This is a genomic window from Streptomyces sp. NBC_01320, from assembly GCF_035974375.1.
GTDB classification, from domain to species: Bacteria; Actinomycetota; Actinomycetes; order Streptomycetales; family Streptomycetaceae; genus Streptomyces; species Streptomyces yanii.
This window is the reverse complement of record NZ_CP108390.1, coordinates 10,514,830-10,541,020: the sequence shown is the minus strand read 5'-3', so window position 1 is coordinate 10,541,020 and position 26,191 is coordinate 10,514,830. Positions and strand designations below refer to the sequence as shown.

At 68.7% G+C, this 26,191-nt stretch carries 21 protein-coding genes, 1 tRNA gene and 2 pseudogenes; 9 read left to right on the top strand and 15 right to left on the bottom strand.

Going from position 1 to position 26,191, the window contains the following annotated elements; translation table 11 throughout:
- Positions 1-228 precede the first annotated feature (228 nt).
- Complete coding sequence (locus tag OG395_RS48060; RefSeq protein ID WP_327248548.1) at positions 229-1,407, top strand: alpha/beta hydrolase; 1,179 nt, start codon at positions 229-231, stop codon at positions 1,405-1,407.
- A 1,094-nt stretch (positions 1,408-2,501) separates the two neighbouring features.
- Here the strand turns inward: OG395_RS48060 and OG395_RS48055 are convergent.
- Both OG395_RS48055 and OG395_RS48050 read right to left on the bottom strand, forming a co-directional pair.
- A complete protein-coding gene (locus OG395_RS48055; RefSeq protein ID WP_327248547.1) occupies positions 2,502-2,951 on the bottom strand; it encodes a hypothetical protein in 450 nt (149 codons plus the stop codon).
- Positions 2,952-3,563: 612 nt separating this feature from the next.
- Positions 3,564-4,886 carry an IS701 family transposase gene (locus OG395_RS48050; protein WP_327241768.1) on the bottom strand — a complete coding sequence of 441 codons (1,323 nt, stop codon included), beginning with the start codon at positions 4,884-4,886 and terminating at the stop codon, positions 3,564-3,566.
- 193 nt (positions 4,887-5,079) lie between these two features.
- Here OG395_RS48050 and OG395_RS48045 point away from each other — a divergent pair, with 193 nt between their 5' ends.
- Both OG395_RS48045 and OG395_RS48040 read left to right on the top strand, forming a co-directional pair.
- Positions 5,080-5,208, top strand: coding sequence for a hypothetical protein (locus OG395_RS48045; RefSeq protein ID WP_268270499.1), 129 nt, complete (start codon positions 5,080-5,082; stop codon positions 5,206-5,208).
- A 20-nt stretch (positions 5,209-5,228) separates the two neighbouring features.
- A complete protein-coding gene (locus OG395_RS48040; RefSeq protein ID WP_327241096.1) occupies positions 5,229-6,236 on the top strand; it encodes an IS3 family transposase in 1,008 nt (335 codons plus the stop codon).
- Here the strand turns inward: OG395_RS48040 and OG395_RS48035 are convergent.
- Both OG395_RS48035 and OG395_RS48030 read right to left on the bottom strand, forming a co-directional pair.
- The gene (locus tag OG395_RS48035) at positions 6,231-7,688 is read right to left on the bottom strand and encodes an IS1182 family transposase (RefSeq protein WP_442818803.1); all 1,458 of its coding nucleotides are present in this window, start codon (positions 7,686-7,688) and stop codon (positions 6,231-6,233) included. The genes OG395_RS48040 and OG395_RS48035 overlap by 6 nt on opposite strands.
- 717 nt (positions 7,689-8,405) lie before the next feature.
- Positions 8,406-8,825 carry a DUF6578 domain-containing protein gene (locus tag OG395_RS48030; protein ID WP_327248546.1) on the bottom strand — a complete coding sequence of 140 codons (420 nt, stop codon included), beginning with the start codon at positions 8,823-8,825 and terminating at the stop codon, positions 8,406-8,408.
- A 510-nt stretch (positions 8,826-9,335) separates the two neighbouring features.
- Between OG395_RS48030 and OG395_RS48025 the strand changes: the two genes are divergently transcribed.
- A tRNA-Ser gene (locus OG395_RS48025) sits at positions 9,336-9,434 on the top strand.
- Positions 9,435-9,698: 264 nt separating this feature from the next.
- The gene (locus OG395_RS48020; RefSeq protein ID WP_327248545.1) at positions 9,699-10,229 is read left to right on the top strand and encodes a hypothetical protein; all 531 of its coding nucleotides are present in this window, start codon (positions 9,699-9,701) and stop codon (positions 10,227-10,229) included.
- 175 nt (positions 10,230-10,404) lie between these two features.
- Here OG395_RS48020 and OG395_RS48015 read toward each other — a convergent pair whose 3' ends face one another.
- Together OG395_RS48015 and OG395_RS58700 are read right to left on the bottom strand one after the other, a co-directional pair.
- Positions 10,405-10,581: a hypothetical protein gene (locus tag OG395_RS48015; RefSeq protein ID WP_327248544.1), complete on the bottom strand. Its 177-nt coding sequence runs from the start codon at positions 10,579-10,581 to the stop codon at positions 10,405-10,407.
- 146 nt (positions 10,582-10,727) lie between these two features.
- On the bottom strand, positions 10,728-11,252 hold the full coding sequence (locus tag OG395_RS58700; protein WP_442818802.1) for a restriction endonuclease: 525 nt from the start codon (positions 11,250-11,252) through the stop codon (positions 10,728-10,730).
- 179 nt (positions 11,253-11,431) lie between these two features.
- Here OG395_RS58700 and OG395_RS48010 point away from each other — a divergent pair, with 179 nt between their 5' ends.
- Positions 11,432-11,734: a hypothetical protein gene (locus OG395_RS48010; RefSeq protein WP_327248543.1), complete on the top strand. Its 303-nt coding sequence runs from the start codon at positions 11,432-11,434 to the stop codon at positions 11,732-11,734.
- A 192-nt stretch (positions 11,735-11,926) separates the two neighbouring features.
- Here the strand turns inward: OG395_RS48010 and OG395_RS48005 are convergent.
- Positions 11,927-12,298 (bottom strand): annotated as a pseudogene (locus OG395_RS48005) (winged helix-turn-helix domain-containing protein); the annotation flags it as partial.
- A gap of 55 nt (positions 12,299-12,353) precedes the next feature.
- Positions 12,354-12,911 carry a TetR/AcrR family transcriptional regulator gene (locus OG395_RS48000; protein ID WP_327248541.1) on the bottom strand — a complete coding sequence of 186 codons (558 nt, stop codon included), beginning with the start codon at positions 12,909-12,911 and terminating at the stop codon, positions 12,354-12,356.
- Positions 12,912-13,031: 120 nt separating this feature from the next.
- On the opposite strand from OG395_RS48000, the gene OG395_RS47995 reads away from it, so the two are divergent.
- Positions 13,032-13,718, top strand: coding sequence for an SDR family oxidoreductase (locus OG395_RS47995; RefSeq protein WP_327248540.1), 687 nt, complete (start codon positions 13,032-13,034; stop codon positions 13,716-13,718).
- A 168-nt stretch (positions 13,719-13,886) separates the two neighbouring features.
- Here OG395_RS47995 and OG395_RS47990 read toward each other — a convergent pair whose 3' ends face one another.
- The 3 genes and pseudogenes from OG395_RS47990 to OG395_RS47980 all read right to left on the bottom strand — a co-directional run.
- A complete protein-coding gene (locus tag OG395_RS47990) occupies positions 13,887-14,087 on the bottom strand; it encodes a fibronectin type III-like domain-contianing protein (protein WP_327248539.1) in 201 nt (66 codons plus the stop codon).
- A 289-nt stretch (positions 14,088-14,376) separates the two neighbouring features.
- Entirely contained in the window at positions 14,377-14,721 is a 345-nt protein-coding gene (locus OG395_RS47985; RefSeq protein ID WP_327249693.1) for a hypothetical protein, read from the bottom strand.
- Positions 14,722-14,730: 9 nt separating this feature from the next.
- Positions 14,731-15,501: pseudogene (locus OG395_RS47980) on the bottom strand (beta-galactosidase); the annotation flags it as partial.
- A gap of 62 nt (positions 15,502-15,563) precedes the next feature.
- Here OG395_RS47980 and OG395_RS47975 point away from each other — a divergent pair.
- Positions 15,564-16,169 (top strand): alpha/beta hydrolase, encoded by a 606-nt coding sequence (locus tag OG395_RS47975; RefSeq protein WP_327249692.1) that lies wholly within the window; start codon positions 15,564-15,566, stop codon positions 16,167-16,169.
- A 763-nt stretch (positions 16,170-16,932) separates the two neighbouring features.
- Here the strand turns inward: OG395_RS47975 and OG395_RS47970 are convergent.
- The gene (locus OG395_RS47970) at positions 16,933-18,249 is read right to left on the bottom strand and encodes a hypothetical protein (protein WP_327248538.1); all 1,317 of its coding nucleotides are present in this window, start codon (positions 18,247-18,249) and stop codon (positions 16,933-16,935) included.
- Between the two features lie 74 nt (positions 18,250-18,323).
- Positions 18,324-21,710 (bottom strand): outer membrane protein assembly factor BamB family protein, encoded by a 3,387-nt coding sequence (locus tag OG395_RS47965; RefSeq protein ID WP_327248537.1) that lies wholly within the window; start codon positions 21,708-21,710, stop codon positions 18,324-18,326.
- A 583-nt stretch (positions 21,711-22,293) separates the two neighbouring features.
- Between OG395_RS47965 and OG395_RS47960 the strand changes: the two genes are divergently transcribed.
- Positions 22,294-25,197 carry an outer membrane protein assembly factor BamB family protein gene (locus OG395_RS47960; protein WP_327248536.1) on the top strand — a complete coding sequence of 968 codons (2,904 nt, stop codon included), beginning with the start codon at positions 22,294-22,296 and terminating at the stop codon, positions 25,195-25,197.
- Between the two features lie 351 nt (positions 25,198-25,548).
- Here the strand turns inward: OG395_RS47960 and OG395_RS47955 are convergent, their stop codons facing one another.
- Both OG395_RS47955 and OG395_RS47950 read right to left on the bottom strand, forming a co-directional pair.
- The gene (locus tag OG395_RS47955; RefSeq protein ID WP_327248535.1) at positions 25,549-25,722 is read right to left on the bottom strand and encodes a hypothetical protein; all 174 of its coding nucleotides are present in this window, start codon (positions 25,720-25,722) and stop codon (positions 25,549-25,551) included.
- On the bottom strand, positions 25,703-26,056 hold the full coding sequence (locus tag OG395_RS47950) for an HAD family hydrolase (RefSeq protein ID WP_327248534.1): 354 nt from the start codon (positions 26,054-26,056) through the stop codon (positions 25,703-25,705). The genes OG395_RS47955 and OG395_RS47950 overlap by 20 nt, the downstream gene beginning before the upstream one ends.
- Between the last annotated feature and the right edge of the window lie 135 nt (positions 26,057-26,191).

Sequence of the window (26,191 nt, the reverse complement as noted above, 5' to 3'; positions counted from 1 at the left end):
TCAACCTGCTGTCCGGCTACTGTCCGGCTCAGCGGCCGGACCGGGGAGGCCTGATCAGATCCAGCCGCACCCGCACGGCACGCCCTCCCATCGGCGCCGAGTACGCGTGTGTGCGCTGATGTTGAACCGGGTTCGTTGGATCTTCACGAGTGAGTGACCTGCGACGGCGGGGCTGGGCGGGGAAATCCCAAGAAATTGCCCAGAGTTGACGGTGGTACCTTCATGGACATGCCGATGGGATACGTGGCGACGACCGCGCTCTTCGCCTGGTGCACCTTCTTCGCCGTTGTCGCGCCACGCCGTCCCCGGCCACTGGCGACCATGAGCTTCTGGTTCGGCCTGGGCCTCAACGAGGTGCCGTTCGTGGGCATCTATGTCTTGGTGGCCTCCACGGCACTGGCCGCCGCCGATGGTGATCTGGAGTCACCGGGCGCCAAGGTGACGGCCGCGGTGGCCGCCGTCGTCACCGTCGGCCTTGCTGTCTCCGCCTGGCGGGGCCTGCGCACGGATCGGGTAGTCGGGCGGGCTCTTGAGCAGGGCCTCGGGACCGGCTGGCGGGATCGTGTGCACGTACCGCTGCGCCGCCACCGGCCCTGGGCCCGCATCCTGCTGCTGCCCGGCCTGATGCGGCGGCGTGACGTGCAGCGGATCCCCAACATCAGCTACGGGGACGCCGGCCGCCGGAATCTCCTCGACATCTACCGCCGCCGCGACACACCGCAGAACGGGCCGGTCCTGATCTACTTCCACGGCGGCGGGTACACCAGCGGAGCGAAGAACCGCGAGGCACGGCCCCTGCTCTACCGGCTCGCCAGCCAAGGGTGGGTGTGCATCAGCGCCAACTACCGGCTGCGGCCCCAGACCACTTTCCCCGGCCACCAGATCGACGCCAAGAAGGTCATCGCCTGGGTCCGCGAGCACGCCCCCGAGTACGGCGCCGATCCGTCGAGGCTGTTCGTGGCGGGCAGCTCCGCCGGCTCCAACCTGGCGGCCCTGTGCGCGCTCACGCCGAACGACCCGGTATTCCAGCCCGGATTCGAGTCGGTCGACACCTCGGTCACCGCGGCCATCTGCCTCTACGGCTACTACGGCCACTACTTCGGCGATGCGCCGGACGAGCCGCCGCCCCCGCTCCAGCCACAGGGATACATCCACCCCGGTGCGCCGCCGTTCCTCATCGCCCACGGCACCAAGGACGCGCTGGCGACCATCGAGGGCGCCCGGAACTTCGTCGACCAACTGCGCCGCACCTCGGACAGCACCGTCGTCTACGCCGAACTGCCCAGCGGGCAGCACGCGTTCGACATTTTCCACTCCCCGCGCTTCGAGGCAGTCGTAGACGGCGTCGAAGCCTTTGCCGCCTGGGTCCTGGCCGCCTCGCAGCGCACTCCCGACTCAACCCGCTAGGTCGATGGGGTGAGCGCGGCCCGCGCAGACTCCTCCACCTCAACCCACCCCCGCTTCCATCCCGTCCGCCTTCGGCCCACACACCGTGGAGCGGGCGTGGTTCAGGGCGTCAAGGTGGAGCGCGCCACTGTACGAACGACCTTGACGCCCTGGGCCGCGACTGCTCGGCTCCGCCTGGGTCGAAGGTGGTCGGGATGGGAGCCCCACGACGCTCGCGACGCTCCGGCCGGCACCCGCGAACGGCGCCCCGACCCATCCCGGAGTCTGAGCGCCCCCGCCGGAGGCACGTCTTATGCCTTCCGTCTCCCCTCGTCCAGGCTCTCTCGCTCTAGTTACGCAACCGGCGTAGCCGGGGCCCAGAGCGGGGCGGAGACAGGAGCGCAGGGCCCCGGCGGTGAGCCGGGGAGCGCGCGACGAGCGGAGCGAGGAGCCTTGAACCCGTAGAGAAGGTTTCTACTCACGCCCAGCGCGACGCGCCTGAGGGACTGCCGTCACCTACTGCCGTCAACGCCTCCGCAGCGGCACGCTGCGGGGGCGTTTTGACTGGTGGACGCGGACGGTTTCGAACCGCCGACATCTGCTTTGTAAGTTCGATCTTCCCTCGGCCTGGTCGGTGCCCGTCCCGCGCAACAGTGCGACGTCTGGCTGCTGCGTGTTGCCGTCGTCCGGGGTCGTTGATGTCAGCGTTGGATGTCAGCGGAACAGTCCCGGCACCGGGCAGACTTCCAAAGGCTCATCCGGTCGGTCGGCCCAGCGCCACCAGACATGCCGACCGGCGCAGCTCCATAGCGTCCGGCAGGCCCGCCGGCCATCGTCCTCCCGCTGAGAGAGGACGAAGCCGCCGGAGTTCATGGGCTGGCAGCACTCGGGACAGGTCGGGGAGTCGTCGGTCATTCCGCGCACCTTAACGGAGCGACCGCTTCGTCCCGAAGCAACTTGGATGGGCGCTCGGCCTTGAGTTGCTATGCGCCTGAGCTGCTGCGATCGTCCACAGACGTGCGCTCCTGTCCGCCATTGTTCGTCGGCGTTGTCACGCAGTTAGACACGCACTCTCTGACGTGTCGCGAGCGCAGCTATAGCTCGGCGACTGGGATTCAGTTGCCTGGTGCCCGGCACGGCCAGGGTTGCCCATCGGGAGACGCAGACAAAGGCCGACCCGCTCGAACGAAGTCGGCGTATTCGTCGTGGGCCATGGTCTCGTTGATCCATCGCTCCCGCACCGAGCCCGTGACCTCCTCGGCGGCAGCCAGGGCGCTCAACGGGTCCTGGACCGTGGCGACGAGACGGCCGAAGTCTTCTTCGTCGGCATCGGCATCGGCATCGGCATCGGCATCGAACGGTGGGAATTCGACCAGGTCGAAGAAGCTCTCGTGGCCGACGTCCTCAACCGTATGAACGTAGACCTCATAAGACCCCCGCACTGGGCGGATCTCGACGTAGCTGACGCCGCTTCGGCCGGAAGCGGCGACCGGCCCAAGGAACTGCTCAACTGGCCGGCCCTCCTTCAAGGCACCGACAAGCAAGGACTCCGTCAGGTATCGCACTCTGCGCACCTTACTGAGCGCACGCACCCAGCGGGGATGTGCTGCGCATGGTCCTCGCGAAGGCGCGTCAGAAAGGAAGCCAGGGCCTCCCGGTTCGGTATGTGATCCTCGGCGCTCAGAAGGGGGTCCATGTCAGGCACCGTATAGCTAGGAGCGTGTCCCGGTAACGGGCAATCGGCTGGTGATCGTGACGGTGAGATCGGTGGTTGCTCGCTGGGTGCCTGCTGAGGCGGGTGGCCTGGTTATGTCGGCTTGGGGATCGGCCTGAAGGGGGCCGTTGACCGGGCTGGTCAGCTGATCGCCGCCCTCTCTGTCAGCCTCGGGTGAGACGTCCCGTTCTGCGGGGTTAGCCTGAGAGGGCACGACAGGAGAACCGCCCCTTATGCCCAGCACTGAGCCCGTCGGGTCCGACCCGGCACCGAGGCCGAAGCGCCGTACCTTCACCTCGGAGTACAAACTGCGGATCGTCGCCGAGTACGACGCCGCGCCCAGGAACGAGAAGGGCGCGGTCCTGCGCCGGGAACGCCTCTACCACTCGCATGTCAAGGAGTGGCGGGCCGCCCGGGATGCCGGGGCCCTGGAAAACTCGACTTTCGACGTTCTGATTGATCGTCATGCCAGGTGTGCGCTGGCTGCGGCCCATGCCTCTTGCACGGCGCGGATTTCGGTATCTGTGGGCTGACCGGCGTCGATGGGCATAAATCGGGCCGCGATGATCGTTCGGCGGAGCTTGGCGGTCATGTCGGAGAACGCCGGGTGCGTCTTGGTGAGGTACCACGGGGCCCGTGCCCGGTGCTCGGCCGCGTCCTGGGGGTGGTGGCCGTGCAGCGCGTACCAGACCACGGTGATCGTGTAGCAGTACAGGCCGAACGGAACCCCTCGCTGGACCGCGCGCCGGGTCCGGTGGTGGGCCTGGCCGACGCCGAGGATGCCGCGGGCTTCGCCGAAGGTCACCTCGATCGACCATCGCGCGGCATACCGGGCCACCAGTTGCCCGGCCGACGCGGTCAGGTCGGTGGAGATCAACGCCAGGTCGTAGCCGGTGTCGATGGCATCCTCGCGGAGCAGCAGCACCTTCACCGTTTGGGTGTGGAAGGAGCCGTACCACAGGCAGGTGGTCTCGGCGGTGAACACGGTCTCGGTGCGGCCGTAGCGGGTCACGGCCTGCGGGGTGAACGCCAGCGTGGCGGCCAGCTCGGCCGGAGTGCCGAGCCTGTCGCCTTTCAGGCGGGGCCTACCGCGCCGTCCGGTCGGCGGTGGGGCAAGGCGGTAGAGCACCGCGTGGGACGGCAGCCGGGTAGTGAAGGTGACAGATACGGGCAGGTCACGCAGCGCCTTGCCGTGGTAGGCGGCATCCGCGACCACATCGATACGTCGGCTCCAGTGGCAGGCGGCCAGGAATCGGATCATGGAAGCGGCCAGTTCGACCTTGGTCTGCTCGCCTTTCGGGCGGTGCAGCCGGGCGGCCACCGGCAGGCACACCGGACGGGGCAGGAACGGCAGGTCCACGATCAGGCCGAGGACGACGAAGCAGGTGCCGTAGCCGATCCCGTCGCGGCCGGCGGCGGAGCCGTCGTGCTGCCAGGCGGCGCCGAAGACCTTCTTCCCACGCCGTTTGAACAGCGTGTCGTCCACCGCCACCGTCAGCGGGGTGCCGTCGGGCACCACAGAGCGCACCACAAGGTGGGACAGCGACGCGCCCAGCGTCTGCGGCTCCCAGCGGGCGCGGGCGAAGAAGGAGTGGGCCCGGTCATGGGACCAGCAACGGGTCAACCCCGCGCCCAGCAGCATCCCGGTGACCGTGCCCCGACCGGTGTTCGCGATCAGCCCAGTGACCAGCGCGGCGAACGTGGAGAAGGTCGGCGAGGTGAAACTGCCGCGCAAAGCGCCCAGCACAGCGAGCAGAGATGCGGGTACGGTCGGATCCGGAAGCATCGGCGGGTCCCTCACAGCAGGCGACATAAGCACCGCCGATGCTTCCTTGGCGTCTGCCTCCCGGCCGGGCCGATGGCCACAGGTCACCCGTGCGAGCTACCTATCTGACAGTTGGTCAGAACGACGAAAGTCGAGGGAAAACCTGGTCGACCGCCGGACCAGCCCCGCCCGCACGAAGAAGTCCGCCGCGGAGGTGGAGAACGAGAAGCTGCGACAGCAGGTGGAGCGGCTGCAGAAGGACCTGGCCCGGAACAAGGCCGCACTCGAGGTGATGGGAAAAGCCTCCGCGCTCTTGGAAATGATCTCCGAGAGCGCGGACTGAAACACGCCACCGACCCCGTGGTGGACACCGCGTTCACCGGCGTTCAGGGCCAGCTGGGCATCACGGCCGCGTGCCGGCTGACCGGCCGCTCCCGGGCCACCCACTACCGCAGGCTCAAGCCCCCGACCGACCGCACGCCCCGCTCCCACGTCCAGGCCCAGCCCTCGGCGCTGACGGATCAAGAGCGTGCGGCAGTACTGGAGTTGATGAACAGCGCCGAGTACGTGGAGCTGCCGCCCGCGCAGATCTGGGCCCGTGAGCTGGACGCGGGCCGCTATCACTGCTCGGTCTCCACGATGTACCGGATCCTGCGTGACAAGGGCCAGTCCGGCGAGCGTCGCCGTCAGGCCACCCACCCGGCCAAGACCGTGCCCGAACTGGTCGCCACCGCCCCATCCCAGGTCTTCACCTGGGACATCACCAAGCTCGCCGGACCGGCCAAGGGCACCTGGTACCACGCCTACGTCGTCATCGACATCTTCAGCCGCTACATCGTCGGCCACACCGTCGAACGCGCCGAATCAGCAGAGCGTGCCGAGGAGTTGATCCGGGACACCATCGAGCGCAACGGCATCGTGCCCGAGACCGTCCACGCCGACCGGGGCACCTCAATGACCTCCAAGAAGGTCTCTCAGCTGCTGATCGACCTCGGCGTCACCCGCAGCCATTCCCGGCCGAAAGTCTCCAATGACAACCCCTACAGCGAGGCCCATTTCAAGACCACCAAGTACATGTCCGACTACCCCGAGCGGTTCGATTCCCTGGCCCACGCCCGTGATTGGTTCGACGCGTTCATCGCGTACTACAACCACGAGCACCGGCACTCGGGCATTGGATGGCACACGCCCGCCAGCGTCCACTTCGGCACCGCCGAGGAGGTCCGCGACCAGAGAGCCGTCACGCTCGCCGAAGCGTTCGCCCGCCACCCCGAACGCTTCGGTCGCCGCCCCACACCGCCCGAGATACCCCAGCAAGCGTGGATCAACGACCCCGCCAAGCGCAGGGAAACCACACCACAGATCTCATAGCCACACAAATGTCTCACTGGACTTGAAATCCACCGCCGCGGCGAGTCCTGCGGTTCCGGCGTGTCGGAAGATCTTGCGGAGGTTGTGGCAGGCGGCCAACAGTCGCCACTCGCCGCGGGCTCCGTCCTCACCGCGCAGGAGGAGTTGGCGGCCGTTCTGGCAGGTCATGATCTGGCCGAAGACGGGTTCGACGATGGCTTTGCGGCGGCTGTAGGCGGCCTTGCCGGGCTTGGTCCGCAGTTTGCGGGCCATGCGCTCCTTGAGGGTGGCGCTGGCAGGGATGCGTCCGCGGGGCGCGGGCGGGACCTGTTCGTCGTGGCCGAGTCGGCCGGTGGCCATGAACGTGTCGGTGCCGCAGGCGAGTTGGCGCTCTTGGGCGGCTTCCAGGTTGGTTTCGGAGCAGTAGCCGGCGTCGACGAGGGCCTGCTTGGGGTGGACGCCGGTGTTCTGCGCGGACTGGTCGAGCATCGGGGTGTAGTTCAGCGCGTCCGAGGCGTTGGTAGTGATGTCGGCGGCCGTGATGACCTGGTGCTTTTCATCGACGACAGCTTGGGCGTTGTAGGCCTGGATGTAGGCGCCGTCGCTGTTCTTCATGATCCGCGAGTCGGGGTCGGTGAAGTTGGCCTGGGCCTTGGGCTTGGGCCGGACCTTCGCGGCGGCCTTCTGCCCGGCGTCGGTGACGGCCCGTTCGTCGCTGGTCCCGGCGCGCTCCTGACGGCGGCGTTCCTTGTCCTCGGCGTGGCGGCGGGCCTTGTCGGCAGCCTCGGCCTCGATCTGCGCGCGGGCGGCCTGCAGCCTGGCCAGGCGCTTCTCACGCCGGTCCAGCTCGGCAGGCAGGTCGGCCTCTTTGCCGTCCACGCCGAACCGGGCATCTTCGGTGGTATCGACTGCTTCGGCGTCGTCCAGCAGGGACCGGGCCGCGGCCTCCAGGGCGGCGATCTCGGCTTCGATCTGCTCTTCCTTGCCGATCAGGCGGCCGTAGCTCATCGCCTTGTGTTTGGAGGCGCTGGCCTCCAGCTTGGTGCCGTCCAGCGCGACGCGGCCCATCTTGACCATGTCCAGCTTCCGCGCCAGGTGCAGCGACTGCAGGAACAGGCCGGCGAGCGCGTCCAGGTGGCGGCGGCGGAACCGGGCGATCGAGCGGAAGTCCGGAGTCTGGTCGGCGGCCAGGAACCGGAACGCGACGTCATCGACACACTTACGCGTGATCGCCCGCGAGGAGCGCACCCCGGTGGTGTAGCCGTAGATCAGCAGCCGCACCATCAGCCGCGGGTCGTAGGGCGGGTAGCCGCGCTTTTCGGTGTAGTCGGCCAGGATCGGCGACAGGTCGAGCACCTCGTCGACCAGGTCGGCGACGAACCGGGCCAGGTGGTCCTCCGGCAGCCAGTCCTCCAGCGACGGCGGCAGCAGCAGGACCTGGTGCGGGTCGAACGCCCGGAACGTCTTGTCCACCGCCGCGGGACGACCCTGCGGCTGCTTCTTCTCACCCGGCTCGATCTCGAACAGCCCATCCCGATCACGCATACCGTGATCATCCCGCACGAATGATCACGAACCGCAGGCGGGGTGCGGGTTACTGGGACACGCTCCTAGGCAACCAATGCCCGTACGTTGACCAGAAGCCGAAGTAGTGACACGCCGGGTTCCCACCTGCGGTTACGACGTAATCGATCAACGCTGTGACCTGCTGCTGAGCTGTCGGCAGTTGTCAGCGTTGGTCATCATTGAGCACCCTTCCACGGCCCCGAGACGGCCCCGGGAGGGTGCTCCTTGGATGTGATCACACCCGCTTTAGGAGCGAGGTAGGGCGGCTCTGGCGTGACCTGCGTGGATCTGTCGTGCAGCACGTCCCGGCGTCTGCACCGCTGTTACTGGTGACTCCCCGTGAGTCCCTGCGCGTTCTGGCACGAGAGTGGCACGGTCCTGCTGTGGTGGTGAGACAGCCGACCCTTGTCGCACCCCGGGTCGCGGCCTTTACCGTGCGGACGACCTCACCACCGGCCGAGGATACGACCTTCTGATCCGTAGCTCTAGCCGGATCGGTCAGCGACGGCCATACCGGCCGCCCCGAGGCCCAGGAGGGACGCTACCGAACAGGGGCGGTTGCTGGGGTTGCGGTACGGAGCTGCTGTACAGCGACCGGGCAGGAAGCCTGCCCCGCCGACTCCTTCATTGACCGCGAGCAGCAGCACCTTCCGGTCCGTCTGTGGCACGCCGAGCCGTCACCAGATAGCCCGCGAAGCTAACGTCCGGCCTGGCCTTCGCCCACCCGTCCGCCTCCTTCACCGGAACCAGCACGGTCGTGCCCGGAACGGGGTAGTTCACCTTGTCCGTAGCGCCCGGGGGTACCCCGTAACGGCAGTGCACCTCGGCAATCGACACCACCTCCACCGAGGTGGGTGCGTGCCCATCCCCTTGGCCGTGATGCTCCTCGCGGAAGTCGATCTCATCCGCACGTTCGCCGCCAACGACGTCGGCGTAATCCTCCGGGTCGACCTCCAGCAGCGTCCAGGAGACAACATCCCCTGGCGCGAAGCTCTGTCCGCAGCACTGGATCTGCCAGTCATCGATCCAAATCGTCAACGTCATGCGGCCATTGTCCGCCGAGCGACCTGAGCTCATTAGGGGCCTCGCGCATGATCTACGACACCCGCTTTAGGAGCAACGTGGGGCGAGTTGAGGCCTGACCTGCGGGATACCGACTTTGGTAGCTGCTGGCTGTGGCCTCCGCCATCAGCCGCAGTTCCCCGTGAGTCCCCGCCCGATCTGGCGCGGTTGTGGCACGGGGAAGTTGCCGCACTTCGCTGCTGCACGGGGCTGGGCATCCTCAAGCGAGACCCAGAAATCTGCCGTTCGAGCTCGGCAGGAGGCCGGATGAACTAACCTGGCAACGCCGTCAGTTGAGGCAAGGGGCATGGAGCATCTGTTCGACTCAGATGGCAGTTCTCGCCCTGGCTGTCCTGGCTCTGGTTGTGTTGCGATTCGTGGGTCTGGCCTTGGAGGGTTCCAGAAATCGTAGGGCACGGAGTGAGGGGAGTTCGCTTATGGGCAGAGGGAGACTGATTGTTGTGGCTATTTTGGATGTAGTCGGGGCAGTCGGGGCAAGCTGCGTGGCCGGTCTGCCACCCCTTACCTGAGCTGACGGTCTTGAAAACCGTCGTGGCAGCGATGTCACCGTGGGTTCAAATCCCACACCCACCGCAGGTGAACGGCCCTTGATCAGCCAGCTTGGTCAGGGGCCGTCGGCATGTCCAGCGACCGCGATCACCCGGTGCTCCCCGTGATTTCCCGCTCGGTCGGGCACGGAAGGGGCACGGAGGCCACGTAAAACTCCGCTGGGCCCTGGCCGCACCTCGGATTTCGCGATACGGGTTTGGGGGGTGGACAACGCGGTAGAGCATCGCCACACTTCGTGGACGATCACGCGCAGCTGTGGCTGCATGGGAATGGTGGGGATGGTCGATGGGGCGACCGCAGAGCGAGGGCTTGCCGCTGGAGTGCATCCGCTACCGCTTGACGCGCCTTCAACGCTTGCTGCCCATGCTGCCCGCCATTGTGATCATGGCGCCCTTCCAAGTGTTGATCTGGTTGGACGGGGGGCCGGTTGGTCCTCCACTCGCGTCAGTCGTGCTGCCGTTCGTGCTGCTGATCGCTTCGCGGCCGTTCGGGGTCACTCTCGCGCAGTCAGCGGCCGTCGTGCACAACCTGCGCCGCCGGACCATTCCCTGGGCCGACGTGCAGGCCATACAGGTCGAGTCCATCTTCGGGGCCCGGACCGTCGTGATCTACGAAGCGGGCGGCCGCCGTACACGCCTGCGGGCGCCGATCACAGGGTTCCTCAACTGGGATCGAACCTTCGAGGAGAAGTTCCACATCATCGGCAGATGGTGGCTGGATCACCGCGGACCGGATTGGGCTCCTGTCCCGCTGCCGGGGGCCTGGTGGGGTGGTCCACCGGTACCCGGCGGGAACTCTTTCGCCCCTCCTGCGTAGTTTCTGCTGCTGTTCAGCGTCCCGGACGGCGGGCTCAGTGGCCCACTCAAGCGCCGGCACAAGTTGAGCACTTGTTTGGAAGACCACGTACCCGGGTCTGGTCTGACCAGGCAAGACGCAGACCTGGGCCCGGGTACCCAAGCGCCGTGATTCCCCGTGGTTCCCCGCTCATCGCCTACTGATCGGGCACGTGAAGGGCACGGCCCTCCTGGTCCTGCTCGTCCTGTTCCAGTCCGGCGATGATCCTTCGGCGCCAACGTGGCACCACCACTGCGACGATCACACTGACTGTGAACACAGCGATGGCGGCGCCCCACAGCAGAAGCGTGAACGCGTACCCGGCTGGCTCCATGAGCCCCCCTCTCGTGAGGAGCGTACTCAGCCTGAGACTGGCATGTGGTCGACGGAGTCTCAAATGGCGAGGCAACCCCTGAACGATCTTGAAAACCGTCGTCGCAGCGATGTGACCGTGAGTTCAAATCCCACACCCACCGCACGTTAACGGCCCCTGACCAGGTGAATCGGTCGGGGGTCGTCTTCATGCGTGCTGTCCGTCAGACACCGTGGTTCCCCGTCAGTTCCCTGTACATCGGGCACGGCAGGGGCACGATTGAGGTGATGAGGCAGACGGCCCAAAACGCACCCCGGGTCCCGCCCTCGCCCCGAAGCCACTTGACTCCAGCTGGGCATTGTCCGGCTCCACCCGGCGGTCTGGGCCGGGCGAGCAGACAGCCGAGACGCTGGCGCGTTCACTGGAGTGATGTGGCCGAACTCCAGGAGGGAGAACAGCGCGACCCCTCTCTCGTCGGCGAACTCCAGGGCATTGGCCGTATAGCCGCCGGACGCGTAGAACAGCAGGTGATGGTGTGAGTCCGCCACCCCCCGCAGTTCTCGGATGGGGCCGACACCGATTGACTGACTGTAGTGCTTCACCTGCGCTATGGCATCGCGGGCGATCACGTCGATGCCCCCGTCCGCGCCGGAACCCGTCACCTGCGCCTCAGTGAAGCCGATACTGCGCATGTGGTCGACAGCGGCGAGCTCGGCGTCCTGCCACGTGCGGATGGTTCTCGCGCGGAACACCCTCTCCTGTGAGCCGGTACTTTCCTCCGCATGCGGAGGTGCGGAGGTGCGGACGCCTGGCCGGTCGTCCGCGGGTGCGCTCGGGGTGTCCCGGAGGCATCGCGGTCGTCCCGCGCGACGTGCGGAGGAGCGGCCAGGGCATCGTCATCGCCCGGCCGGCCGGCGTCGATCAAAGCGCGGGCCACCGCCAGGGAAAGGGGCTTGAGCTCCATCACCCCTTCGGGGCCGTCGAGCACGACCGCCTCGCCGAACCGGGACTGACTCCCACTCCCCAGGACGGTGAGGGGGCGGCGCAGTTCCATGTGTTCCACCTTGAAGGTGCCCCGCCACAGGAGAAGACGCCGACCGGTCAGCGCGCCCTGGAACCGGAGGGTGGTGAACAGCAACTCGACCCGCTCACCGGGCGCCAGGTGCGTCAGTAACTGTTCGCTCTGTGGCGAGTTGCCCACCCAGCCGCTGCCGCGGACAGCAGCGGAGGTGCGAGGGTCGCTGCGAAGACTTGACACCATGTCATCTTGCCTTAACTCCCGGTGCGGAGCGTAGGTCCAGGTACGGGTTTTGAGCAACCGGCGGCGACTTGACCAGTTCTTTCATCGCGGCGCGCTGGGAGTCATCCTGCGGGCGGGTGCCTGCCAGGCCCAGCCGTGCCGTTTCAGCAGCCGCCATACTGTCGCCACCGACAGACTCAGCCGGAGCTGGTGGCGGACCACCGTCTGAACCCTGGCCAGGGTCCACTGCTCGTCCCCGAAGCCGTGCGCGGCCGGACCCTTGCCCAATTCCTCTTCCAGCACGGCGAACTGGGCATCGGTGACGGCCGGGGAGTTCGCCGGTCCGGCCGAGCGCAAGGCCTCCAACCCGCCCTCGCGCCAGGCGCGGCGCCAGCGTTCCACCGACCGCACACTCACCCGCAGATCCTTTGCGATCACCGCGGTCTTCTCACCCGCCGCGAACCGCCGACCGGCCCGCAGCCGGATCCCCTCACGCACTGACCGCCGCGCTCGCGCCCGCTACGAAGCGAAGGCCAGCAGCGCCCAGCCCCGGTCACTCCCCGACCGTCAAGGCCGCGCGCGCGGAAGCGAGGATCTCCTCGGACAGCGGGGAACCCTTGGTGGCCCGGGCCAGGACGAGTGCCCCGATCATCGTGCACAGCCGCGAGATGCCGTCACCGTCGTCGGCGCCGAGCCACTCGGCGAAGTCGCTGACTCCCTCGGCATAGACCCGGTGGGCCCCACGGTCGCCGCTTCCCCGTGCCATGTCCACCGCAAGCCCGGCGACCGGGCAGCCGTCCGCCGCGTTGTCGCGGTGCTCGACGGAGAGGTAGGCGTCGATGAACGCCTGCCGGGCGGCCCCCTGCCCCGTACGGAGCCCGCGCTCGACCGTCCGACGTTCGGCGAGTTCACCGAAGGCATGGGTCGTGGCTTCGTCGATGAGCGCCTCCTTGGAGGCGAACTGCTTGTAGAAGCCGCCATGGGTCAGGCCGGCCGCCTTCATGAGGTCGGCCACGCTGACGTGCGTGCCCTGCTCGCGGAACAGCCGGGAGGCGGTGTCCACGATCCGCTGGCGGTTCTCCCGTGCCTGAGCTTGCGATACGCGGCCCATCAGCCACCTCCCCATTTGAATGTCGGTCGACATCTATCCTATAGTGGATTTTTAGATTGTGAACGTAATCTAAAAATCGCGTCCGGTCGTCCGGACGGCTCGTAGACATGGGGAGCAAGCATGGAACTCAAGGACGCGGTCGTAGTGGTCTCCGGCGCCAACCGGGGACTGGGGCGTCACCTGGCCGCCCAGCTCGTGGAGCGTGGAGCGAAGGTGTACGCGGCGGCGCGCCGCCCCGAGACCGTCGATGTGCCGGGCGCCGTCCCGCTCGCCCTGGACGTGACCGACCAGGAGTCCGTCCGGGCCGCAGCCCGCATCGCGTCCGACGCGACGCTGCTGGTGAACAACGCCGGTATCTCCACCGCCGCCACGCTGATCACCGGTGACCTGGACGCTGTCCGGCGGGAGATGGAGACGAACTTCTTCGGCCCGCTCGCCACGACCCGGGCCTTCGCCCCGGTCATCGAGGCCAACGGCGGCGGCGCCGTCCTCAACGTCCTGTCCGTCCTGTCCTGGCTGCACCCGGCCGGGCTCGGCTCCTACGCCGCGTCCAAGGCCGCCGCGTGGGCCCAGACCGATGCGGTCCGCGAGGAACTGGCCCCGCGCGGCATCACGGTCTCCGCGCTGCACGTCGGATACATGGACACCGACATGGCCTCGGGCGTCTCCGCCGACCAGAAGGCCGACCCCGCCGATGTCGCGGCTCAGGCCCTGGCCGGCATCGAGCAGGGCCTGCCCGAAATCCTCGCCGACGACACCAGCCGGCAGGTGAAGCAGAACCTGGCCACGGCGCCGAATGCGGCGTGACGCGGGTGGGTGCTGAGGGACCGGTGTCAGGCCGGGTCCCCCAGCGGTCGGTGGGGGCAGTCAGCCGGTGGTGTCCAGCTCGACGAAGAGCGTGGGCGTGAGCGCGTCGTGTGCGGCACGGGCGAGGTGGTGGCCAAGGAGCGTCGTCCATGTGCCGAGGGCGGTGTCTCAGACCTGGAAGGCGCGCTCGGGCAGGGCGATCTCGGCTTCGACGCTCGCGCCGGGGCCCGCCGTGACGGAGGCGAAGACGGCCGGCCACCGTTCGGGGCGGGCCGCCGGGGAATCGGTCGGCGGGCTCACATACAGCAGGACGACGTCGCGGCCGGGCCGCGCCCCGGACCACGTGCCGCTGGCATCGAGTGCTGGCACTCGGTCCCCGGAAATCGGTCGGGCCTAACGACGCCCTTCGCCCCGGCCTCGGGGCCGGTGGCCGGGCCGTCGATGCCGTGCTCGCCGGATCCCGAGCGCGATGCCTGACCCGCCCCAGGCGGGCTGGCCTGGCCCGGCAAGCGCCGCGCCCTGGCTGGAGCGGCCCCACTCCTGCATGGACTGCTACAGCCGGAGCGAGATCCGGGCGTACCGAAGGTCGCGGGGCCGCTCGGCCAGGCCGGAAGCATGCTCCGTTCGAGGCGGGCAAGGGGGTCGGTGTTACTCGCGGTCAGTACTGGGGGGCTGCCGCGATCGGCCCGAGGTCGGGCTCTGCCCGCAGTTCCACAGTGAGTGGTGTGGCGGCTGCGGCAAGGTCCAGTACCAGGATCTCGTTGGCACCCGCACGCCACACGGGCGCCGGGGCGTAAAGGGTGCGCTGCGGCCCCTTCTCTGTGCGCAGGCGGCCGAGGAGGAAGCCGTTGAGCCAGACCAGGGTGCGGTGGCTGCCAGGGACGGAAAGGAATGCGTCGGCGGCCTCGGGCAGGTCGACGACGGCGCGGTGGAAGGCGGGGCCGTCGTCGGTTTCGGCGGCAGCGGTGGTGGGCAGGGCCGTCAGGTCGTCGAGGGGGAGCACGCGGATGTCCCAGTCGAACAGGTGCTGGTGGTCCAGGCGCACGCCTGCCACCGGGCCCTTGCGGTCGGCCAGGTGAGGGCCGTAGTTGACCCGGCCGAAGGGCTCGACGAGGATCTCCAGCTCCGCGCCGCCCTCGGGGACGGACAGCTCGATGGTCGGGGACGGGTCGTCGCGTTCGAGCACGCCGACCAGGTGCCCGTCGAGGAAGATCTGCGCCAGGTCCCGGATGCCGTCGACGGTCAGCGTGGCGGGACCGCCGGGTCCCGTGATGTGGTTCCGGTAGTGGACGAGCCCGCAGTGGTGGCCGAGCTTCTCGATCGGTTCGGGGGCCGGGCGCCTCAGCGCGGCGGAGAGCAGGTCCAGGCTGCCCCGCAGGGACGCGACGCGGGTGGCGGGGACGGTCCGCGGGTCGACCCGCCGCGGCTGGGCGGGCAGTTCGGTGTCCGGCAGCGGCACATGGCGGCCGATGACCTCGCGGAAGGCATGGAACTTCTCGGTGAGTTCGCCGGCCTCGCCGATCGGCGCGTCGTAGTCGTAGCTGGTGATCGTGGCTAGGTAGCCGGGGTCGGCGAGGGTCTTGCCGGTGTGGTTGGCTCCGGCCCACCAGCCGAAGTTGGTACCGCCGTGGCCCATGTAGATGTTGACCGATCCACCGGCGGCGAGGATCCCGTCGAGTGCCTCGGCGGCGTCGGTGGTGTCCCGGACGTGGTGGGGGCCGCCGTAGTGGTCGAACCAGCCGTTCCAGAACTCCATGCAGACCAGCGGGGCGTCCGGCTGGAACGTGGCGAGGGTGGTGAAGGCCTCGCCAGGGCGCGAGCCGAAGTTGGCGGTGGCCCAACACGCTGCGCGGCATACCCCAGGACTCGACGTACCTGAACAGCCTCCTGAAGACCATCAAGGGGTCGATCGTCCTCGTCGGACACTCCTACGGCGGCGGGGTGATCTCGCAGGCGGCCGCCGGGCTCGACAACGTCAAGGCACTGGTGTATGTCAACGCGATCATGCCGGACAAGGGTGAGTCGTTCGCGAGCCTCTCCGGCAAGTTCCCGGCCGCCCCGCTCACCAAGGCGCTCAAGCAAGTGCCGTTCCGCAACGGCGACGGCACCACGGGCACGGACGTGTACATCCAGGCCGCCAAGCTCCAGGCGACCTTCGCCCAGGACGTCCCGCAGCAGCAGGCGTCCGTCATGGCGTCGACACAGCGCCCGATCGCGCAGTCGGCGTTCACCGACAAGCTCACCGCAGCGGCCTGGCGGGACAAGCCGGTCTACGTGCTCGTCGGCACGCAGGACCGGGCCATAGACCCGAGCCTCGAGCGGTACGAGGCCAAGCGCGCACACGCGCGCAAGACGGTGGAGATCAACTCCTCGCACGTGTCCCTGGTCTCCCACCCCCAGGCGGTCACTGATCTCATCGTGAGTGCGGCCCACGACTCCGGTCACCAGTAGGCGAACGGCAGCACCCCGGGCGCAGGCGGCGAGGGGCCTCCAACAGACACCGGAATCCCACCCGCAGAGCGCGTCCGCGGTCACCCACGAGATGGGCAGCGAAGACGCCAGGGTTCGGGATCACCCGGAACCAGGGCGCATCAGGCGGCAGCTCGGTCATGGCCAGCACCAGCCCCTGGCCAGGGGCCGGCGGATCAGGGCTGCGCGCCAAGATCCACCGGACACCCCTGATGCACTCCCGAACGCGGTTGCCGTCAAAGGCTGCCGTCAAGGCATGAGCCAGAGGCCCCTGTGGATCACTCCACAGGGGCCTCTGGTCTGCTGGGCACTCGGCAGGATTCGAACCTGCAACCTTCTGATCCGTCGGATCGGGCAGGCGGTTGGGCGGGGGCTCCGGCGTCAACCCGGCTGGTCTCTGATGGTCGTGATTACTGAGCTTGTAGCCGTGGTGTCGTCAGCCTGAGTCTGGTCTCGGCGAGGCAGCCGTAGATGATGTCGCTGCGGTATTTGGATCTGGCGGAGGCCGTGTCGTAGCGCGCTGATGAGGTGCTCGGGGTCAGTGAAGGCCGCGGTGGCAGACAGGCAACCCCGAGCCTGCGGTGGCCGTCAGCGCCGTGCCGACGTCGCCTCAGATGCGGTCGGAGGGCGCGGGAAGGAGATCGTCTGCCCGGCCGGTTTCCGTTCGTGGAGGCGTCGGCTGAATTCCTGGTGGCCGACACCGACGATGGGCGCGATGGCGGGCGCCGCCGCCTCTTGCCTCGGATCACGATGCCAGGACGCGGCCGGCGGCTATGGCTGATGCGACGGTGCCGCCGGTAACGACGGCCCAAGCGGCGACGATCGGGATGCGGGTGCTCCAGGTGCGCAGCGCGGGTGAGGTCGTCGCTCGGGCGAGGAACGCGTCGCGACCGCGCAGTACCGCAAGGCCGACGCCGGTCAGGGTCAGCGCCATGCCGGCACCGAACGCCGCCACCATCGCGATGGCTGGGCCGACCCGGCCGGTCAGCAGCCCGGTGAGGAGGACGAGGAACGCTGACGGGGAGGGAAGCAGGCCGCCGGATGTGCCGAGCAGCAGGATGCCGCGCCAGGTGAGCAGGGACGTGGACGTCGGGATGTGGTGGCTGTGGCCGTGGTGGTGATCGTGGTCATGTCCGTGATCGTTTCCATGTTGGTGGCCATGGTGGTGGCCATGGCTGTGGCCGTGCTTCCGGTTGATCAGGTGGCGCCGGAGCAGGCCGACGCCCACGGCGACCACGACCAGGGCTGCGATCAGCTGAAGCCAGTTCGTCACCGCTGCGACGTCCGGTGCTTGCTGGGCGGCGAGCCACCAGCCCACGGCGAGTACGGCGACCGATGCGGTGTGCATGACGGCCACGATGGCGCCGAGCCACACCGCGTCCCGCGCCCTGCCCTGGCCGCCCACGAGGTACCCGGCGGCGAGCGTCTTGCCGTGACCGGGGGCGCAGGCGTGGAAGGCGCCCACCGCCGCGGAGATGAGAAGGGCCAGTGGCAGGACGACTCCGTGGTCCAGGAGTGCCGCAAGGTCTGTGGTCCATATGGTCGCCGGCGCGGTGGACGCGGTGGCGGCGGAGGTGTCGGCGGCGCCGAGGGCAAGGGTATGGGTGGGGTCACTCGCCGTGTGCAGGCCGCCGCCGCCCTTCTCCGTTACCGAGATTGTGCGATAGGCGGGGTTGACGTCGGTCAGCGCGGTGATGGTGAGGGCGACCGCGTTCACCGGTTCGGGGCAGGTGTAGGGCACCACGGCGCCCTTGCTCGCGAGCTGCTGGGTGTCCACTGTGCCCAGCCGGCACTCACGCCCGTCCTGGTGCACCGAGATGTGGGAGCCGAGGTAGGCCGCCTCGTCTCCCTTGGCTGCCTGGTGCAGGACGTCCAGGTCGTCCTGCTGGGCAGACCAGGCAATCTCGACGGTACGGCCTTCGGCCTTGACCTTGGCGACCGGCGGTGTGCCGAAGGGGTGTGCCTCGGCCGTGCCTGCGGCGCCGAGCAGCGCCAGCGCGGCTGCCAGGCCGATCAACAGGAGACGGGCGGCGTGGCTGCGGGTGGTGCGGAGGATGTGCACAGTGGTGGTCCCGTCGGGAGTGGAGCGCCGCGAGTTGCCTCCCCTGGCGGGGGAGGCAACTCGCGGACGGTGGATCAGTGCTCGCGCAGGTGGCGGGCGGCCAGTGCGTGGAGCGTGCCGTCGTCGGTGAGGGCGATCACCCAGTCACCGCTGACGGAGAGCGCCGAGGTCACACTCGCGCCGAGGTTGTACTCGGTCAGGAGCTTGCCGGTGGCGCGGTCCAGGACGACCAGACGGCCGTCGCGGGTGCCCGCGTACACCCGGTCCTTGGTGGCCAGGGCGTGCATCGCGGGCGCGTTGAGGTCCCCGGTGCACCCCACGGGGCTCCTGCCGGGTTGGTAGCCGACCTTGGTCTCCCAGGTCGGCTTGGACGAGTCGGCCGCGCTGGTGTCGTAGGCGCGGATGACTCCGTCGCGGCTGGCGACGTAGGCGGTGCTGCCCCAGATCGCGGGGCTGGTCAGCGGGGCGGGGCCGCTCTCGCCGCAGCCGCTGCCGCCGCCCAGCGGGGACTTCCACAGCTCCGCACCGGTGCTGAGGTCGTGCCCGCGGATGCCGCTCTCCGTCATCGTCACCAGCTGCGGGTTGCCCGTGGCCGGGTCGGTCAGGGCCGGGGAGGAGTGGCTGGCGATGCCGCCGCCGGTGTCCTTCGCCCACAGCTGGCGGCAGCCGACGAGGTCCATGGCGACCACCGTGTTGCTGGAGTCGGTGTGCAGGTAGGCGATGTCGGAGCCGGGCTGGCGAACAGCCGTGCTGTGGAACTGGCCCCAGTTCGTCGCGCCGTTGAAGCCGCCCAGTAGGTCGCCGGTCTTGGCGTCACGACATTGGATCTTGTTCCAGTTCTGGTAGACGGCGACCGTGCGCGGCGCGTCCTTCAGGTCGAAGACGGTGACCGGGCCACCGGCGCGCCCATAGCGGCGGACGGTGTCGCCGTGCTGCTGCTCGTCCTCGATCTTCTGCCAGACGACGTGGCCGTCCTTGGCGTCGAGCGCGTAGATCCGGCCGACGGCGGTGGTGATGTAGACCTTGCCGTCGTGGTAGGTCGGTGCCGACTCGGCGTCACCGTCCAGGTAGGTGCGCCAGATCTCGCGGCCGGACTTGATGTCGTAGGCCAGCATCATGTGGTTCGGCGAGTCGAACGCCCTGGAGGAGACGATCACCTTGCCGTCCGCCACGACCGACCCGTTGAGGTTGAACTGCTCGCCGGTGTTGGCCGCCCACTGCAGGTCGAGCTCGGTGCCCGGGTCGTCGCTGCTGTTGGAGCGGCCCGCCTCGTCGCGGCCCTGACGCAGCCAGTCCTGGCCGGTCTTCGGCTTGGCGATCTTGTCCTCGGGTGCCACCGTGAAGGTGTTGGTGACGGTGGGCCACGCCTTGCTCCGCGTGTCGACCGCGGTCATCTCGGCCGTGTAGGTGCCCGGCCGCATGCCGGGGAGGTTGTCGCTGACCCGGGTCCAGGAGGTCCGGGCGGCCGGGCAGGGCTCCGGGGTGCCGCCGGGGGCCGTGTAGCAGTTCTCGATACCGGTCTTGCGGACCTTGGTGCCGAACTTCATCCGCTCCTTGTGCCAGGCGATGTGGCCGCGTGAGTCGCGGATGGTCAGTGAGGCCGTGTCCGGGGTGCGCCCGGCGTCCTCGGTGTACAGCTCGATCGGGATTCCGGCGCTGTTGCCGTGCACACTGCCCTGGGCGGGGCTGACCAGCGCGACGGCGTTGCGGACGTCGAACTGGCGGTGGGTGCCCATCACATAGCCGGTGTCCTCGTTGCGCTTCGTGCTGGGGTCGTCGTAGATGCCCTTGAAGTCGAGGATCTTGAAGTCCGCGCGGGCACCGTCGATGCCGTACTCGCCCTGGTTGTTGATCTCAACCGAGCGGTTGAAGGCGCCACGGCGGTACTCGGCCTGCTGGTTGTGGCCCGCGGCGAACATCCGCACGTCGTACTTCGACAGCTCGTCGATGGTCGGCTGCATGCCGGCCCCCGGACCCCACTTGGTGAACAGCGAGCGGTGTGCGAAGACCATCACCTGCTTGCCGACGGCGTGGCGCTTGAGGTCCTCGCGCAGCCAGTCCAGCTGCGGCTTCAGGCCGCTGGAGTCGTAGTTGTCCTCAAGGACGACGATGTGACGGCCGTTGCGGTCGAAGCTGTACCACTCCGGGCCAAGGTTGCGGCGGTAGTACTCCATACTGCCGCCGTAGCCCTGCGAGGTTGCGGTGCCGCCGACGTCGTGGTTGCCGACCACGGGGTAGAAGGGCATGCCGAGCTTGCCCTCGGTCAGGCCCTTGCGCAGGATGTCGTAGCCGCGCTGGCGGCGCGGCTCCGCCGCGTAGTCGGTCACGGTGTTGTCACCGGTCGTGATCGCCATGGTGGCGCCGTCGACCTCGGACATCGCCTCGACCTGCTTGGGCCACCATTTCTCCGCGCTGGCGGCGCCGGCGTCCGAGGTGTTGCTGACCTCGATGTCCGAGTTCATCAACCATTTTTCGGTGGGGTTGGCGGCGTTCTTGTCCTTGACGAGGGCGAAGTCGATGCCGGAGCCGCCCTCCTCCGGGACCTTGTGGAAGAACTGCGGGATGTAGTCGTCGCGCAGTGCGGGGGTGTAGCCGTTCGGGGAGACGATGCTGATGAGGTCGGTCTCCCGGCGGGTCGGGGCCATCTGCAGGCTGTACGAGCCGTCGGGGCCGGTCGTGGTCCAGACGGAGCCGTCGGTGACGTCGACGCCGGGCATCGGAGCCTCGCCGGCGTCGCGCTTGCCGTTGCCGTTGGCGTCCTCGAAGACCGTGCCCGTGACAGTGACCGTGTTCGCGGTCGCCGCGGCCCCCTCAGCGAGCGGCGCCGCCGAGGCCACCTGCGGAGCCAGGCAGGACAGCGCCAACGCGCCGATGGTGGCCAGCTTCACCGGCTTGCGGTTGGCGCCGACCTTGGCGGCCAGCTGGGCGAGCTGGAGCCGTCCGGTGCGGATCTGCCACACCGCGAGCAGCAGCGCGGCGGCCAGCGCGATGCCGAGCGCCACCACTGCCCACGGGAAGGTGGGGAGCGCGTGGGCACCCGATGCGTCGACAACGGGGGTCTGCGCGTTGGCGTTGGCCGTGGTGCCGTCGAATTCGGCGACGACCTGGGTCAGCCCGCCCTGCTGCAGCATCGCGCTCAGGTCGAGCTTGTCGACGTGGCAGCTCCACGCGAGCTCGACCACCACACCGCCGGGGACGCCGCCGGAGTCTCCGGCGATGCCGGAGCCGGTGGCGGGGCAGCTGGAGGTGCTCAGCAGGCGCGAGGCCCAGGCCCCCGCCCTCTGCGGTGACACCACGTCACGGTGGACGATCAGCCGCCCGCTGGTGACGTCGTTCTTGGTGGATATGACGAGTTCGCCGTGCTGCGGCGACACATGCGCAGCGGCAGGCTGCGCACAGAAGCCCAGGATGAAGTAGAGCAGCGCGAGGCCTAGACCAGCTGATCTGCGTAGGAATCTCATGGGCGACGAGGCTAGCTTGACCGGACAACTTTCCGGTCGAGAAAGGGCGATCTTCATCGAAGGGTCCACGGGAATTCACGCGAAGGCGCGTGGGGTCTCCCAGTGCGGCGCCGCCCGGTGTCGGTGAGCGGCATGAGGGCCAGCAGTCCGGCGACTTCGGCGTCGTCCGGCAGCAGCCGATGCCACCTCGTCCACATAGAGGATTCGGTCCGGCGTAACGGGGACGGGTTCCTCGCTGGTTCCGAGCAGATCGTCGAGTTCCCCACTGCCAAGTAGGAACGCGCTCGACTACGCGCAGCGCAAGAGCCTGTGCGGGCCGCACAGCCGCGGCCGGTCCGGCTCAACGGAGAGGAGCGCCGCGTGAACCCACGTACACCGTCGCAGAACACGTACGGCGAGACCAGGGTGCCGTCCTTGCAGTGCGCGATTGTGCCGCTCGTTGCGCTCAGCCGGAAAGCCGTCCCGTGGGGACACGTAATCATCGTGTCTGGTCCGCTGCTGCAACACCTGGCGGACACCTGTCCGGAGTGTGCTGCGGGGAGCAGAGTTGTATGGACAACTCTCCTGCCTCAAGGAGTGCAGCGTGCCCTCTTCCCGTATCCGGTCCGCAGTAGTGGCCGGCTCCTGCGCCGTTGTCCTCGCTGTCGTCGGCTCGCCGGTCTCGTCCGCCGCACCGACCAGCAGCACCCAGTCGGCCGTGAGCGCATCCACCCTCACCCTGAACACCCAGCAGCCCCAGGTCGGTCAGAAGCTCAGCTTCAGCTACACCACCGACGCTCCCAGTGCCAAGAACTGGATCGGCATATACCCGGCGAGCCGCAAGCCCGGCGACGGGGCCTCGCTCACCTGGGTCTACGTCCCGAACGCCAGCGGCACCGTGACCCTGGACACCTCCGGCCTGCCGGCCGGCTCCTACTCCGCCTACTTGCTGGCCAACGACGGGTACCAGGCACTCGCCGCACCGGTGAACTTCGATATCGCCCCCCGGCCCCCGCGCCATGCCACCGTCCAGGGCACCGTCTTCGACGACAAGAACGGCAACGGCACCCAGGAGAAGGGCGAGCAGGGGCTGGCCGGTGTGTCCGTCTCGGACGGCGCGACCGTCGTCCGCACCGACAGCAACGGCCGCTACGTGCTCTCCGCCGACCTCAACCAGTGGACCCGCACCATCGTCAACATCACCATGCCGCGCGGCTACTCGGCCACCCTCGGCAGCAACCGGGTTCCGCGCTTCTACCGCGACCTCGGCTCACCGGAGGCCGACGCCACCCTCACCCAGAACTTCGAGCTGCGGCGAGACAAGGCCAGCGAGCGGCCTGACTTCACCTTCGCACAGATCACCGACACCCACGTGACCAGCCCCGACGGTCCGGAGGCGCCCGTGGACGGCGATGGCGTCACCCCAGGCAAGCTCGCCAAGCAGCTGGACGACATCGCCGCATTGCCCACCAAGCCGGCCTTCATCGCGGCCACCGGAGACCTCAGCGGCGACGGTGCGCCCTCCCACTGGCAGGCATGGCTCAAGGGCTCAGCGAACTCCAAGCTCCCGATCTGGCCGCTGACGGGCAACCACGACCACGGCGGCGGGGACAGCGGAGTCGGCAACTACCGCTCGTTGCTCGGGCCTTCCTGGTACTCCTTCGACTACGGCAACACCCACTTCATCCAGCTCGAGAACAACGGCGGCCTCGGCGATCCGGTGCAGATGGCCTGGTTGAAGCAGGACCTGGAGCTGAACGGCAAGAACGCCGACGGCATCAGCAAGCAGATCGTGGTCAACACCCACGAGCCGCTGGACACCCCTGACCCCGGCGGCTCCACCGGGCAGATCAACACCCTGCTCGCACTACTCAAGAGCTACGACGTCAAGGCCATCTTCAACGGCCATATGCACACCAACTTCACCGACCCCCACCTGTTGGACGGCGCGGTGGAGTACAACACGGCCTCGGCAACGTACAACGACGACCACTCGCCCACCGGCTTCCGCGAGGTCACTATGCGCGACGGTGAGGTGAAGGCCGAGTTCCGGATGTTCAACCAGGAGCACACGGTCGCAACCACCTCGCCTGCGCCCGGCTCTCAGGTCGGCCAGGGCCGTACCGAGTTCCAGGTGGACGCCTACAACACCTCCAGCCATGTGAAGCGGGTCGAGATCCGCATCGACGGCCACGAGGTCCAGAAGCTGCGCCCCACCGGCAAGTTCTCGTGGTCGGCCCCGTGGGACACCCGCGAGCTGGAGCTCGGCGACCACACCGCCAAGGTCACCGCATACGACGACGCCGGCAAGAGCTGGTCCACCACGAGCCGCTTCACCATCGTGCGGAACGCCGAACAGGTGCGCCCGGGCGCGGACGTGCCCGAGTTCCACGGCGACGCCCTGCACACCGGAGTGCAGCCCGGCAGCCTCGGCTCCGGCAGCCTGACCAACGCCTGGACCCACCGCACCGGCGCCACCATCGGCATGTCCTCCCCGGTGGTCGCGAACGGAACCGCGTACATCGGCACCTGGGACACTGACGGGTCCAAGGGCAATGGCGTGGACGCCGTCGACGTCGCCACCGGCCGGACCAAGTGGCACTTCGCCACCGACAGCCTGGTCCAGTCCACGCCCGTGGTGCACGACGGGACCGTCTACGTCACCGAGATGCGCGGCACCCTGACCGCGCTGGACGCGGCGACCGGCGCGAAGAAGTGGAGCTACACCCTCCCCGGTTCCTCGGAGACCGGCCGCTACGACGGCTACGCCTACGGTGGCGCGACCGTCTCCGGCTCCACCGTCTACTACTTCGGCTACACCACCACGGGCAGCCACCTCGTCGCTGTGGACGCCGCCACCGGTAAGCAGCTGTGGAATTCCCCGGTGGACAGCGGCTGGTGGGACAGCAGTACCCCCACCGTGGTCGACGGCAAGGTTTACGTCCACGACAGCCGTGGTGGCCTGCGCATCTACGATGCCGCCACCGGTAAGCAGCTCGTCTCCGCCGGAGGCGTCGGCGGCGTCCACCACTCCACTCCTGTGGTGGCCGACGGACGGGTGTTCACCACCGACTTCATCGGAGACGCCGGCAACAACTCCATCCTGGCCCGCGACGCCTCTACCGGTAAGGAGCTGTGGCGGTACCGGAGCACCGGAGTCTCCAAGGATGACGCCGGCCAGCCGGGCGCCTCTGCGGCGGTCGACGGCCACACCGTGTACGCCGCCTTCACCAACGGCCGCGTAGCCGCTTTCGATGCCGCCACTGGCACCAAGCTCTGGGACTTCCAGAGCGGCAGGGCCTTCGTCGGCTCGCCGACCATCAGCGGTGACACGCTGTGGATCGGCGGCACCGACGGCCACCTGTACGGCCTGGACAAGACCACCGGCGCCAAGCTCCAGGACCTGGACCTCGGCGCTCCCATCCTGTCGACCCCGACCGTCACCGGTAACACGCTGCTGATCGGCGCCTGGGACGGCAACCTCTACGCCTTCACCGCTCGCGGCTGACGCTCCCGCCGCACCGAACCCGAGCCGACTGCGGCCCCAGCACACCGCCGGGGCCGCAGTCGGCCGTTTTGGTTCCGCAGCCAGCAGCCCCGACCGGGTGCCGGAGGAGCGAGGCGGCGGATGCTGTGCGGGCGGTACGCAGCTCGCCGAGCCCCGAGACAGCGGTCGGTGCCACCCGCGGACGATGGCCGTGGACAGGTGAGGGGACGCTGGGAACAGGCCCGCAGGGGAGCGCAGATCCCTTCGCGACGCGGCGCCCAGTCGATTCCCGGGCGGTCGCTGTGCAGCAACACGAATCGGGTCCTGGCCGCCGACGGCGGCCAGGACCCGGGTCCATCATGGGGTGATGTGTCAGGCGGTCCGGGGTGGCGGTCGGTCGGCCCCGGCCGCCAGGTCCTGGAGCAGCGCCAGGTCGGCGTGGTCGAGGCCGGAGATGATGTGCCGCCCGGGCCCTGCCGGTACGGGGATCAGCAACGGCACCACCAGGATCGGGCAACCGGCCGCCTCAGCGGAGGCGGCGCCCACCGCGCTGTCCTCGACAGCGACACAGGCGCGCGGCGGCGGCAAGGTCGGGGGCGGGCTTGGTGCGCGGGGTGTCCTCGACGGTGATCGTGATGTCGAACCGGCGTCGCCCGATGGTCGTCAGCACGGTGTCCACCACGGCGCGCGGGGAGGCGGATACCAGCGCGGTGGGGATGCCCGCCTCGCGAAGCGCGTCCACCAGTTCCAGGGCGCCGGATCGCGGCACCACCTGCGTCGCGACCCGGTCCGCGAACTCTCTCAGGAGCTCGCCGGCGAGGTGCGCCGCGGGTGCCCGCCCGCCGGTGGTGCGGTGCAGGTGGCCCGCGGTGTGCTCCACGGATCGGCCGAGTACGTCGGGTGTGTCGGCCTCCCCGAGGGCGTATCCGAGGCCGCGGACGACCGACTTGACGGCGTCCCATCAGACCCACTCGGTGTCCACGAGGGTGCCGTCCATGTCGAAAGACGACGGCCT